Genomic DNA, 12,623 nt, shown 5'->3' with positions numbered 1-12,623 from the left:
GCCAGCAGCGCCGCCGCCCTCGTCAGTGAGCGGACTTATAAGAGACACACCCCAAACAAGTCAACAGAGGTTTTTCAACAAAATCCATATTTCTTGTAAGGGACTGTTTTGTATGATAAATTTTGACAAACCTGTCAAACAGGTGTCAGAAACATATCAGTTGCGTGACTTTCCTAGCCGGTTTTTGCGAGAAAGCAGGGAGAAGTCCGCGCCGCACACATACACGCCACGTTTTCGCCGCGACTTAATCCTATCTGCACTTCTTAACGAAGAGTTACAGCAAGCTGGGGACTGCGTCGGGATCGCCGCGCAGAAGTTTGACTCCTCGGTCTGAAAGTTGCACATCTTCGTCACATGACTTCTGGAGATCAAATGCAGAAACGGTCGCGACAGGCATGACGGCGGATCGGGATATGATCCGTACGCTCGGGACCGAGCCGCCTATTCTGGCGGAAGGCCGGCGAGCACCCGACCGGCGCGAGATCTCGATCCGCTGGCTGAGCGGGACATTTCTCACAGGGATCACCTCCTCCATATTGATGGGCGTCGCACTCTTTGCAGCGCTCGACGGTCGTCAGCAGCTTGCCATTCCCGCAGAAGCCTTCGCGCGCGGAGACATGGAACACTCCCTTTCCGAGACAGTTCGCCGTGGCACCCGGTTGGTGGCGCCCAATATCGCAGCGCGTCCTTCGGACCGCTCTGTTATGGAAGTCTCGACAGTCATTCATGATGGCGACAAGGAAGTGGTTCGCAAAGTCCCCTTCGCCCATGTGAAGATCTCGCTCGCGGCCAATTATAATACGCAGGATGATTATCCGGCATTCGATCCGCTCAACATCTTCGCCACCGACGACGAGCCGGAAGCTGCCGGGGCGAGCAAAACCGGGACGATCTACGGGTCCGAGGTGGAATCGGAAGTCAGCCTCAAATCAGTTCCCTTCCCGACGAAGCACAGCCCCTTTGCCTATGCCGGCGCGATGAGCTTCGATGAGGTGGAAGAAGCGGTCCGCTCCAACGGTTCTATCCTGACGGACGGCAACGAACAGCTTGCCGCGCTCTACTATATCGATCCACGTCGGTTCGAGGCCGATGAGGATGTGGACATCACCGCGGGACTGGCGGCCCGCGTGGTCGAACAGAACATGTCGGTTTCGACGCCGCAGGCACCGACCGTCAAACTGCCGGAATTTGCCGACGACGTCATTCCCGTGCGGCAGAGCCAGACGATGGAGGCTGCCCTTTTCGGCGCCGGCTATTCCAAGGAACAAGCCAAGCAGACCGCGACAGCCCTAGCGTCGGTCAATGGGACGGGGGAACTGCAGGCGGGTGACGTTCTCCGCATCGGCATTTTGCAGGACGACGAGAAGAGCGATATCGTTCGCGCCAGCCTTTACCGCAAGAACCGCCACGTCGTGACGGTGGCGGCAAACGACCAGAAGACCTTCGTCGCAGCGAGCGAACCGCCAAAACTCGATGCGGTCGCGACTGCCTTTGACGGCGGCAACGCGCCAATGACGGCGAACCGCGATCTGCCGCGTGTTTATGACGGCGTTTATCGCGCCGCTCTTGCCTATGGCATGAACCAGAGCATGGTATCGCAGCTCATCAAGCTTCTGGCGAGCAGCGTCGATTTCCAGGCACAGCTGAAACCTTCGGATTCACTCGAGGCCTTTTTCTCGGTCGAAGGACCGGATGGCAAGGCGACCGAACAATCCGAATTGCTCTACGTCAATGCCAAATTCGGCGATAACCAGACGCGTTTCTACCGCTTCCAAAACCCGGACGATGGCAGCATCGATTACTTTGATGGCGAAGGTAAAAGTATCCGCCAGTTTCTGATCCGTAATCCGGTTCCGAACGGTCGAATGACATCCGGTTTCGGCATGCGTCGTCACCCGGTTCTACGCTTCAGCCGTATGCATACCGGCACCGACTGGGCAGCGCCTCGCGGCACGCCGATCATTGCCACGGGCAACGGTGTTGTGGAGAAGGCGGGATGGGCATCCGGTTACGGCAACCAGACTTTGATCCGCCATGCCAATGGGTATGTCTCCTCCTATAACCACCAGAGCGCCATTGCGAAGGGCGTGGTGGAAGGAGCGCGCGTCACGCAGGGCCAGGTGATCGGCTATGTCGGCTCTACCGGTCTTTCGACGGGCGCGCACCTGCATTATGAGCTGATCGTCAATGGCACCAAAGTGGATGCGATGAAGGTTCGCCTTCCGGGCGGCAAGTCGCTTTCCGGCCAAGCACTCGCACGCTTCTCGGATGAGCGTCGTCGTATCGACACGCTGCTGAACATCGACGGCAAAGGCGAGCAGGTCGCCAGCCGCTAATCAAACTCTGTTAGACACCGTCGCGCCTAAAGCGTAACGAGCGAATCTGAAAGATCGCGATACTCATAAGGCGGGGCGAACTTAAGCGCACTCGGCTGCAGGGAAAATCTTGGCGCGGCGAATGACCACATGGCCGTTGTCTCCTGCTTCCACCGATGATTCCGGCGGTACATCGAATTCGAGAAGATCCCCTTCTCTCGTCGTGGCGATCACGCGGCGCTCTCCTGCCCTGTCCAGAACGCGGGTGACTTGCGCGGGAATCCCATCATGCAAATCCTCCCATTCCAGATCGGCAGGGCGGGCATAGATCTCGACAGGTCCGTCCGCCTGACCATAGGCAAACTGAACCTCAGTGTTTCCGACATAAACCTTGCCGTTCTTCGCAACACCTGAAACCTTGTTAGTGTCTCCGAGAAAAGTCATGACGAAGGCGCTGTTCGGCTGTCGGCAGACCTCTTTCGGCGTGCCCTGCTGGACGATCTCACCCTGGTTGAGAATGACGACGCGATCCGCAAGATCGAGCGCTTCTTCCTGGTCGTGGGTGACGAAGATCGTGGTGATGCCCAACTCGTCGTGGATTTCGCGAAGCCAGCGGCGCAGGTCGCGACGAACGTTTGCGTCGAGAGCGCCGAAGGGCTCATCGAGCAACAGAACCTTGGGATCGACGGAAAGTGCGCGTGCCAGGGCGACGCGTTGCCTTTGCCCACCGGAAATCTGAGCAGGGAATCTGTCGCCCAACCCCTCAAGCCTTACCAGCCGCAGCAACTCCTGAACGCGGGCGTCGATTTCGGCGCGGTTCCGCTTCACGCGCGATACTTTCAGCCCGAAAGCGATATTCTCGTTCAGCGTCATATGCGGGAAAAGTGCATAGTGCTGGAAGACGAAGCCGACGCCACGATCGCGGACGGGAATGTTGGTCGCATCCGTCTCTCCGAAATAGATCTGGCCGCCATCGGTATATTCGAGCCCTGCAACCATACGCAGGATCGTCGTCTTGCCGGAGCCGGAAGGACCGAGAAGCGCCAGCAATTCGCCGCTTTCGATATCGAGCGAGACATCGCGCACGGCGCGAAACGTGTCGAAGGTTTTAACGACATTCTGCAGGCGGATTTTCATGAAATCGTCTCCGTGGCGACGGCGTTTGCGGCGCTCAGCTTTTTACGTCCTCGACCTGCACCGCGCCGCTCCAATGCGACTTTGGCGATGATGGTGATAACGGCAAGCGCCGCGAGAATGGAGGCGGAGGCGAAAGCGCCAGCAGCCTGATAGTCGTGATAAAGAAGCTCGATATGCAGCGGCAGCGTGTTGGTCTGCCCGCGAATATTGCCCGAAACGATAGACACCGCGCCAAATTCGCCCATGACACGGGCGTTGCACAGCACGACGCCATAGAGGAGCGCCCATTTGATGTTGGGCAGCGTAACGGAAAAGAAAGTGCGCCAGCCGGAGGCCCCAAGCGAAGTTGCCGCCTCCTCCAAATCGCGTCCCTGCGCCTGCATCAGCGGAATGAGCTCTCGCGCGACAAATGGGGCCGTGACGAACATCGAGGCGATGACAATGCCCGGGAGAGCGAAGAGAATCTTGATTTCATAGGCATCCAGCAACGGCCCGAACAGACCCTGCAGGCCATAGACGAAGAGATAGGCGACGCCGGTAACGATGGGAGATATGGAGAAGGGAATTTCCACGATGACCAGCAGGAAACGCTTGCCCCAGAAGTCGAACTTGGTGATCGCCCAGGCAGCAGCGACACCGAAGAGCGTATTGATCGGTACCGCGATCAGTGCCGTGATCACCGTCAGCATGATGGCATGACGGGTATCGGGATGGTTGATGGTCGCGGCGTAGGCCTTCAGGCCCTGAGAAAAAGCCTCGACAGCGATGACCGCCAGAGGCGCTACTACCAGGAAGGCCCCGATGATGAGAACGAAGCCGACCAGGCTTCGGCGCACCCATGGTGCATCGCCGACGCGCGGCGGCTTGCGGCGGGAGGAAATAGCGCTCATTCTCTAGCTCCTCACCGTATAGCGCAAAGCGCGGGCCTGCAGATAATTCGTGAGCGCCAGCATTACGAAAGCCGTGATCAACAGAACGGATGCGATCGCTGCAGCCGCCTGATAATCATATTCCTCCAGCCGGATGAAGATCAGCAGTGAGGTAATCTCGGTCGAGAAGGGCTGATTGCCGGCAATGAAGATGATGGCGCCGAATTCGCCAAGGCTGCGGGCAAAGGAGAGCGACAGGCCGGCAAGAAGTGCCGGCGTTAAAAGTGGCAGGATGACCTCGCGAAAAATCTCGAGATCCGATCCACCAAGCGACTGGGCCGCCTCTTCCAATGCAGGGTCCAGATCTTCCAGCACGGGCTGAACGGTGCGAACAATGAAGGGCAGACTGGTGAAAGCCATCGCCACGATGATGCCGAGCGGCGTATAGGCGACCTTTATTCCGACCTCTGCCAGAACGGAGCCAAACCAGCCGTTTCCAGCAAAAAGCGCTGTCAGCGCTATACCGGCCACCGCCGTCGGTAGCGCGAAAGGCAAATCAACAATGGCATCGACCAAACGCCAGCCCGGAAAGCGATAGCGCGTCAGCACCCATGCCAATGCAAGGCCGAAGATGACGTTGAAGACTGTTGCGGCCAGCGCGCAAAGAACGGTGACGCGGTAGCTGGCGAAGGCTCGCGGAGAGGATATGATGCTCCAATATTCCGCCGGTCCAAGGCTTGCCGCCTTGAAGACGAGTGCTGCCAGGGGAAGAACGACGATGATACCGACGTAAAGCAGCGTGACGCCGAGAGACAATTTGAGCCCCGGCAGGACATTGCGTTTCAAATCTTCCCCCTTTGCATCGGCGAAGGTCCTGTTTCTCGGCACGAGATGGAGAGACACAAGATCAAAAATCGACCCGGCGAGTATCCCGCCGGGCCGATGTAGATTTGTGCCATAGAACGATTAGCGATTGCCGTAAAGCGCATCCAGTTTTCCGCCAGAGGCGAAATGGTCTTTCTGGATTTTGTCCCAGCCGCCAAAAACATCATTGACGTTGACGAGGCGAATGCTCGGGAACTGGTCCTTGAACTCGGCCGCAACCTTTTCATTGTGAACGCGGTGACCGAACTCAGCGGCGATGCGCTGGCCTTCTTCGGTATAAAGGAAGTCGAGGTAAGACTTTGCCAATTCGCGCGAGCCGCGCTTGTCCACAACCTTGTCGACGACCGCGACCGGGAATTCGGAAAGCAGGCTGACGGACGGCACAACGCCTTCGAACTTATCCGTGCCGTACTGCTTGGCAATGCCACGGGTCTCGGCCTCAAAGGTGATCAAAACGTCGCCGATCTCACGCTCGACAAAGGTGGTCGTCGCGGCGCGGCCTCCGGTATCGAAGACAGGAACGTTGGCGAAGATCTTCTTGATGAACTCGTCGACCTTGGCCTGGTCGCCATTGAACTTCTCATTGGCGAAAGCGACAGCGGCCAAATAGGTGTAGCGCGCATTGCCGGACGTCTTCGGGTTCGGGAAGACGATCTTCACGTCATCGCGAACGAGATCATCCCAGTCCTTGATATTCTTGGGATTGCCCTTGCGAACAAGAAACGATGGGAAGGAGTAGAAGGGCGACGCGTCGTTGGGGAAATCTTTCTGCCAGTCGGCGGAAACAAAACCCTGCTTCACGAGGAAATCGATATCCGTGACCTGGTTGAAGGTAACGACATCTGCCGCCAGACCCTCGACGATCGCACGGGCCTGCTTCGAGGTGCCGGCATGCGATTGGTCGATCGTCACGCCCGGATGGGATTTGACGAAGGCTGCATTTTCAGCCGCGAAGAGCTCACGCGCCACATCATAGGATGCGTTGAGAAGCGTCTTCGGCTCCTCAGCGGAGACGGTTGTGGAAATCAAAGCAGCAAGTGCGGCGCCAATCAGCGCAATCCGTTTCATGTCAGCCCCCATGGATCTCATTGGAGGCGGAGAATAGAGAAGGAAGATAGCCTCGGCGAGGAACCCTGAACCTCAGGCTGACCCATCTTGAGAATGTTCAACTCCCCAGAATGATCTTTGCGCAGTAATTTTCCGGCAGACCTCCAAGCCGATACATGGTCAAAATACGAGCTGCCGGGGTCTTGGAGCAGCCGGTAGCGTTGCGAATCTGACCTATCGACCTGGATTCCCATAACGCTTCATTAAACCCGATATAGCGCCAATCCAGTTGCAAATCCGTGGTTTATGTCGGCCTTTAAGCAACGCTTTATTGCAGCGCCAAAATTATTTCGCATGTCGTGCTTCCAAACCCGTTTTTGCGCAGTTTGGATGCTGTGGCTCATCACGCAACATTTATCAAATGGAGGGAAGACAGGGCGCCTGAAAGCGTATTGAGTATATGAGAAAAACAAAAAAACGCTGCCTATTGCGACGCAGCAAATTGACTTGACCGTCTGCAGAATCGTGGCATCTACTACAGCATCAATCCGAAAATCGGAATCGCTTTTCGGAAACGCACGATGCGTAGATTTAAAGATATAGAGCGTCCTAAGTGCGTCTGAAAAGACGCACGGCGCTCTAGCGAAATAGAAGACCGCGGCTCATTCCTGTCCAGCGTTGCCGCCGGACCATGCAGACAGCCCGTTACGGGTTAAGGCGTTACTCCAGGAGATAGACATGCAGGTTTCAGAACAAGAGTGGATCAGCAAGCGGGCTTACACACTTTGGGAGAGCGAAGGCCGCCCGCACGGCCGTGATGCCGAGCACTGGGAGCAGGCAAAAAAAGAATTCACTTTGCTGCAGAGCACGAAGGCTACCAAGCCTGCGCACCGCAAGAAGGGCGAAGTCAAAGCCGCTTCCATCGCTCCCGAGACAACCAAACCCAGGACACGCGCCAAGAAATCTGCAGCCCAGTAAGCACTTCAGAACGGCTAAGCGCTTTAGAAACTCCAGCCTGCATGAAAAAGCCCCGCTCACACAGAACGGGGCTTTATCGTATCAACTGAGAAGATGCTGCGCAAAACTGCGCAGCGTTTGCTCGCGTATGTCGCTTCAGAACGTCAAGGCGCGGTCGCCGTTTTCGTCCTTGATGCGGGTCGGCAAGCCGATCTTGTTCAAGAGATTGAGGAAAGGCTGCGGCGGAAGTTCTTCGACATTCGCCATCTGCTTCACATCCCACTCGCCAGTGGCAATCAGCATCGCTGCGGCAACCGGCGGAACGCCAGCCGTGTAGGAGATGCCCTGCGAGCCGACTTCTTCGTAGGCTTCCTTGTGGTCAGCCACGTTGTAGATAAAGACTTCGCGCTCCGTGCCGTCCTTCGTACCCTTGACGATATCGCCAATGCAGGTCTTGCCGACATAGTCGGGCGCCAGTGAAGACGGATCGGGCAGCACGGCCTTGACCACCTTGAGCGGAACTACTTCCAGACCTTCAGCGGTCTTGACCGGCTTTTCCGACAGGAGGCCCAGGTTCTTCAAAACGGTGAAGACGTTGATGTAATGGTCGCCAAAGCCCATCCAGAAACGCACATCCGCGCCATCCATGTTCTTGGATAGCGAGTGCACTTCATCGTGGCCCGTCATATAGGCCTTCTGCTTGCCAACGACCGGCAGGTCGAATTCCTGTCCGACTTCGAACATCTGGTTCGTCTGCCACTGGCCGTTCTGCCAGGAATAGACCACGCCGGTGAATTCGCGGAAATTGATTTCCGGATCGAAGTTGGTCGAGAACCAGCGACCATGACTACCGGCATTGATATCGACGATATCGACGGACGTGACCTTGTCGAAATACTCATCCTTGGCCAGACGCGCATAGGCATTGACCACACCCGGATCGAAGCCGACGCCCAGAATGGCGGTCACGCCCTTTTCCTTGCATTCTGCGGCACGCTTCCATTCGTAGTTTCCATACCACGGAGGCGTTTCGCAAATCTTTGTTGGATCCTCGTGGATCGCGGTATCCATATAGGCAACACCTGCGTCCATGCAGGACTGAAGAACGGACATGTTGACGAAGGCCGAACCGACGTTGATGACGATCTGGACGCCAGTCTTTTCTATCAAGGCCTTCGTGGCCTCGATATCCAAGGCGTCCAGCGCGTGGGCCTCAAGTTTCACCTCTGTCTTGAGGCTCTTCTTTTCACGTACGGATTCGACAATCTTGCGGCACTTATCGACAGTGCGTGACGCAATATGAATGTCTCCCAATACATCGCTATTCTGGGCGCACTTATGCGCCACGACCTGTGCTACGCCACCGGCGCCGATGATGAGAACGTTCTTCTTCATTTCAGGTGATGCCTCCTTTTCCCCGCAGGGATGGCTTTTTGAGAAAGAGTGCTACATGCGTTTTTCAGAAACGCGCTGTTACGACAGACTCTGCTGATAATCGACAAAGTCGAATTCACGGACGGTTCGAATGCTGCCGTCCAGTTCCTTGATGGCAATCGCCGGCATTTTGACGCCGTTGAACCAGTTCTTCTTGACCATTGTATAGCCGGCCGCATCCTGGAAAGAGACGCGATCGCCGACCTTGAGTTCGTTTTCGAACTTGAATTCGCCGAAGACATCGCCTGCGAGGCAGGATTTGCCGCACACCATATAGGAATGCTCGCCCTCGTTGGGCGCAACCTTCGCGTTCTCGCGATAGATCAAGAGATCCAGCATATGGGCTTCAATCGAGCTATCGACAATCGCAAGATTCTTGCCATTGAACAGCGTGTCGAGAACCGAGACTTCCAGCGTCGTGCTCTTGGTGATCGATGCTTCGCCCGGCTCAAGATAGACCTGCACGCCGTACTTTTCAGAAAACTGCTTGAGGCGGTCGCAGAACTGGTCGAGAGGATAATTCTCGCCGGTGAAGTGAATGCCGCCGCCAAGGCTGACCCACTCCGCACGCGACAGAAGCGAGCTGAACTTTTCCTCGATCTGACCAAGCATCTGGTCGAAGAGGCCGAAATCATTGTTCTCGCAGTTGTTGTGGATCATGAAACCGGAAATGCGGTCCATGACCTTTTCCACCTTGGACACATCCCATTCGCCGAGACGGCTGAAGGGGCGGGCAGGGTCAGCCAGATCGAAGGTGGAAGAACTCACCTGCGGATTGAGGCGAAGGCCACGAACGATGCCGGACGCCTTGTCGGCGAAGCGTTCCAGCTGCCCGATGGAGTTGAAGATGATCTTGTCGGCATGGGAGACGACTTCGTTGATCTCGTAATCGGCATAGGCGACGGAATAGGCGTGCGTCTCGCCGCCGAATTTCTCGTGACCGAGCCGCACCTCATAGAGCGAGGACGAGGTGGTGCCGTCCATGTACTGCGCCATAAAATCAAATACCGACCACGTCGCGAAACACTTGAGCGCGAGAAGAGCCTTGGCACCGGATTTTTCGCGCACATAGGCAATCTTCTCCATGTTGCGGAGAAGCTTGGTCTTGTCGATCAGGTAGTAAGGTGTTTGCAGCATCGGCCAGTCACATTGTCCAATTGATAGAGATCACGAGATCATTTTCCCGGCCTTATATGATGCTTGTGACAGGAAAACAAACCTGTCGAAAACAATTGCAACGATTCCCTGACGGGTTTTCGCAAAAGGCGGGAACAAAAGCGCGGGCCCTACGTTTGGAGGTCAGCCGCATTTTGACACCCTAGAAAAGGATTGAACATGGCAAGCGTTCGCAACGTGGAAGACAAGGTACGCGAAACCCTCAACAGCGCTGAGGCCGAGGATGTCTCCGCACAGCTGTCGCAGCTGCGTGACGATCTTTCCAACCTCGCAAAGAGCGTCAAGGCACTTGGCGTTGGCGTTTCCCACGAGGTCAAAGCACAGGCATCGCGCGTTGCCGATGATGCCATGGCGAAGTCTGAGCAGACCGTTCATGCGGTTCGCGACGAAATCCAGACGTTGAACGACAATCTGGTCTACCAGGTTCAGCGCAATCCACTTCAGTCTCTCGGCATCGCTGTCGCAACCGGCTTCCTTCTTGCCCTTGTCACGCGTCGATAAGGCGCAAACATGCTTCAAGCATTTTTGCTCTATCTGGGCGATACACAGCGGGAAGGCACCTTCGTCACGCGCCGGATAAAGACCGGCATTGTGCTGAGGGTGCTTGCCGGCTTCTTCTTCCTGGTTGCCGTCATCGCTGGCGGCATCGGTGGCTCGATCTATCTTGCTAAGGAAATTGGCGCAGGCCCTGCTGCGCTAGTCATCGCTGGCGTCGCATTCCTGATTGGCGTTATCATGCTGGTCTGGTTGGCAATCCTTCGTCGCCCGACGGCGTACCGCCGTGCACCAATCGCGTCTCCGCTTGCAACAGCGCCATTGGCTGTTGAGGCCATGGCGGCGGGTGCTCTTGGAAAACGTCCGTTCACGACGCTGTTGATTGCGATGGCGATCGGCTTCATCACAACACGCACGACAATTCGCAAGAAGTAAAACTCTTCTGCGCGTCCCTCGGTTTCCAGGGGGCGCGCATTTACCTTGCGGTCTTTTCCAAAAAATTCCCGCTACCCTTCTTCCGACAAAATGATACGCAGTCTCCAACAGTCTCTTTTTGAAAGGATGTTGGATGCGGAAGAAAGTTCTCGTTGTCGGGGGGGCCGGATATATTGGCTCGCACACCTGCCTGTTGCTTGCAGAGCGCGGCTACGAACCTGTCGTTTTCGACAATCTCTCCAATGGTCATGAAGAGTTTGTCCGCTGGGGACCGTTCGAGCAAGGGGACATTCGCGACAAGGCGCGACTGGACGAGGTCTTCGCCAAGCATCAGCCCGAGGCGGTTCTTCACTTCGCAGCCCTCATCGAGGTCGGTGAATCGGTCAAGAACCCGGTCGCCTTTTACGATAACAACGTCACTGGCGCCCTGACCCTACTGTCCGCGACGATGGACGCCGGGATAAAAGCCTTCGTCTTCTCATCCACATGCGCGACCTATGGTCTGCCCGAACGTGTGCCGTTGGATGAAGGCCACCCCCAGGCTCCTATCAATCCCTACGGCAGAACCAAGTGGATCGTGGAGCAGGCGCTCAAGGATTTCAGCAACTACAAGGATTTGAAGTCCGTGATGCTGCGCTATTTCAACGCGGCGGGAGCTGATTTCGAAGGCCGTATCGGAGAGTGGCATAAGCCTGAAACGCATGCCATTCCGCTCGCGATTGAGGCGGCCCTTGGCCGCCGCCAAGGCTTCAAGGTGTTTGGCACCGACTACAACACCCGAGACGGCACCTGCGTGCGCGACTATATCCACATCCTTGATCTTGCCGATGCGCATGTCCGCGCGGTGGACTATCTCTTGTCTGGCGGGGAGACCGTAGAACTCAACCTCGGCACCGGGACTGGCACGACGGTGAAGGAACTGCTCGACGCGATTTCAAAAGTCTCAGGCCGCCCGTTCCCTGTGGAATTCGCCGAACGGCGCGAAGGCGACTCCACCACGCTTGTGGCCAATAACGACAAGGCCCGGGAGGTCCTGGGTTGGCAGCCGCGCTATACGCTGGAGGACATCATCTCCTCCGCGTGGCGTTGGCATTCGACCCACAATGCGGAGCGTTGAGAGATCCGTTCAGCACAAAAAAAACACCGGCCCCAATGAGGCCGGTGTTCTGAGAAAGAGCATCATGCTCCCTCTCGCTCCTCTCCCGTAACGGGATTAGGGCTTGGTAGCACCTGTCTGCGTGGTGTCCGTTGCGGCTGGTGCCGTGGTGCTTGCGTTCGCGTTCTTGTCCTTGAGGGTCATGAACTCGGGCGCTGCCTTCAGCGACTCAGCGGTTTCGGTCGTCGTCAGACGGACCGTGCCATTGTTGGTGTCACGTGTCATCGTGAGCTTGTCCATCGGTACAGCAACATCCTTTGTGCCGATTCCGAGGAATCCGCCGACGCCGACCACAGCAGCGACAATGCCGCCGTTTTCTTCAAGGATGAGGTTCGTCACGTTACCGATGCTCTCGTCGGCAGATGTGTAAACCGAGTTGCCGATGAAATCATTGGCACTGATCTGGTTGGCTGCCTGCTCCGTCAAATAGGAGCCGGATGCGGCGCCAGCATTCGCGGAGGTGTCAGTCGCGCCAGGAGTTGTCGGCATGACCGGGGTTGCCGGCGCGGCGTTCGGACTTGCTGGAGCCGTTGTGCCTGGCGCAGGCTGAGTTGCGTCTTGGGCGATGGCGAGCGGTGCGAACGCTGTTGAACCCATGAGGGCGGCCGTCGCGATAAGGGTCAATGTCTTTTTCATCTCGTACCTTCCTTTCATCGTCGTTAAACCAAACTGGCTGGTGACAGTTCATCTGTCCTTTTCGTCAACCTGTTCGCCGAG

General features: G+C 56.7%; 12 protein-coding genes. 5 read left to right on the top strand and 7 right to left on the bottom strand.

Features of this window, described 5'->3' with window-relative positions:
* Positions 1–395 precede the first annotated feature (395 nt).
* Positions 396–2,336, top strand: coding sequence for a M23 family metallopeptidase (locus tag EYC79_RS06895; RefSeq protein WP_062597633.1), 1,941 nt, complete (start codon positions 396–398; stop codon positions 2,334–2,336).
* Positions 2,337–2,417: 81 nt separating this feature from the next.
* On the opposite strand, the gene EYC79_RS06890 is transcribed toward EYC79_RS06895, so the two are convergent.
* From EYC79_RS06890 to cysP, 4 genes are all read right to left on the bottom strand, one after another.
* A complete protein-coding gene (locus EYC79_RS06890; RefSeq protein ID WP_130977552.1) occupies positions 2,418–3,452 on the bottom strand; it encodes a sulfate/molybdate ABC transporter ATP-binding protein in 1,035 nt (344 codons plus the stop codon).
* On the bottom strand, positions 3,449–4,342 hold the full coding sequence (gene cysW, locus EYC79_RS06885; protein ID WP_130977551.1) for a sulfate ABC transporter permease subunit CysW: 894 nt from the start codon (positions 4,340–4,342) through the stop codon (positions 3,449–3,451). Before cysW ends, EYC79_RS06890 begins: the two co-directional genes overlap by 4 nt.
* A 3-nt stretch (positions 4,343–4,345) precedes the next feature.
* Positions 4,346–5,167 (bottom strand): sulfate ABC transporter permease subunit CysT, encoded by an 822-nt coding sequence (gene cysT, locus EYC79_RS06880; protein WP_130977550.1) that lies wholly within the window; start codon positions 5,165–5,167, stop codon positions 4,346–4,348.
* A gap of 120 nt (positions 5,168–5,287) precedes the next feature.
* Complete coding sequence (gene cysP / locus EYC79_RS06875; protein ID WP_113180588.1) at positions 5,288–6,274, bottom strand: thiosulfate ABC transporter substrate-binding protein CysP; 987 nt, start codon at positions 6,272–6,274, stop codon at positions 5,288–5,290.
* A gap of 717 nt (positions 6,275–6,991) precedes the next feature.
* Between cysP and EYC79_RS06870 the strand changes: the two genes are divergently transcribed.
* On the top strand, positions 6,992–7,231 hold the full coding sequence (locus tag EYC79_RS06870; RefSeq protein WP_111850860.1) for a DUF2934 domain-containing protein: 240 nt from the start codon (positions 6,992–6,994) through the stop codon (positions 7,229–7,231).
* Positions 7,232–7,366: 135 nt separating this feature from the next.
* Here EYC79_RS06870 and EYC79_RS06865 read toward each other — a convergent pair whose 3' ends face one another.
* Complete coding sequence (locus tag EYC79_RS06865; protein ID WP_130977549.1) at positions 7,367–8,605, bottom strand: saccharopine dehydrogenase family protein; 1,239 nt, start codon at positions 8,603–8,605, stop codon at positions 7,367–7,369.
* A gap of 78 nt (positions 8,606–8,683) precedes the next feature.
* Complete coding sequence (gene nspC / locus EYC79_RS06860; RefSeq protein ID WP_130977548.1) at positions 8,684–9,781, bottom strand: carboxynorspermidine decarboxylase; 1,098 nt, start codon at positions 9,779–9,781, stop codon at positions 8,684–8,686.
* Positions 9,782–9,979: 198 nt separating this feature from the next.
* Here nspC and EYC79_RS06855 point away from each other — a divergent pair, with 198 nt between their 5' ends.
* The 3 genes from EYC79_RS06855 (at position 9,980) to galE (ending at position 11,867) form a co-directional block, all read left to right on the top strand.
* Entirely contained in the window at positions 9,980–10,321 is a 342-nt protein-coding gene (locus EYC79_RS06855; RefSeq protein WP_112360601.1) for an ElaB/YgaM/YqjD family protein, read from the top strand.
* A gap of 9 nt (positions 10,322–10,330) precedes the next feature.
* Complete coding sequence (locus tag EYC79_RS06850; RefSeq protein ID WP_130977547.1) at positions 10,331–10,750, top strand: hypothetical protein; 420 nt, start codon at positions 10,331–10,333, stop codon at positions 10,748–10,750.
* Positions 10,751–10,883: 133 nt separating this feature from the next.
* Complete coding sequence (galE, locus tag EYC79_RS06845; RefSeq protein WP_130977546.1) at positions 10,884–11,867, top strand: UDP-glucose 4-epimerase GalE; 984 nt, start codon at positions 10,884–10,886, stop codon at positions 11,865–11,867.
* 96 nt (positions 11,868–11,963) lie between these two features.
* On the opposite strand, the gene EYC79_RS06840 is transcribed toward galE, so the two are convergent.
* A complete protein-coding gene (locus EYC79_RS06840; protein ID WP_111850854.1) occupies positions 11,964–12,542 on the bottom strand; it encodes a PRC-barrel domain-containing protein in 579 nt (192 codons plus the stop codon).
* Positions 12,543–12,623: the final 81 nt, after the last annotated feature.

Origin of the sequence: Agrobacterium cavarae, assembly GCF_004310285.1 — a bacterium.
GTDB lineage: Bacteria > Pseudomonadota > Alphaproteobacteria > Rhizobiales > Rhizobiaceae > Agrobacterium > Agrobacterium cavarae.
The sequence above is the reverse complement of the archived record's forward strand: the minus strand, read 5'-3'. Positions and strand labels throughout refer to the sequence as shown.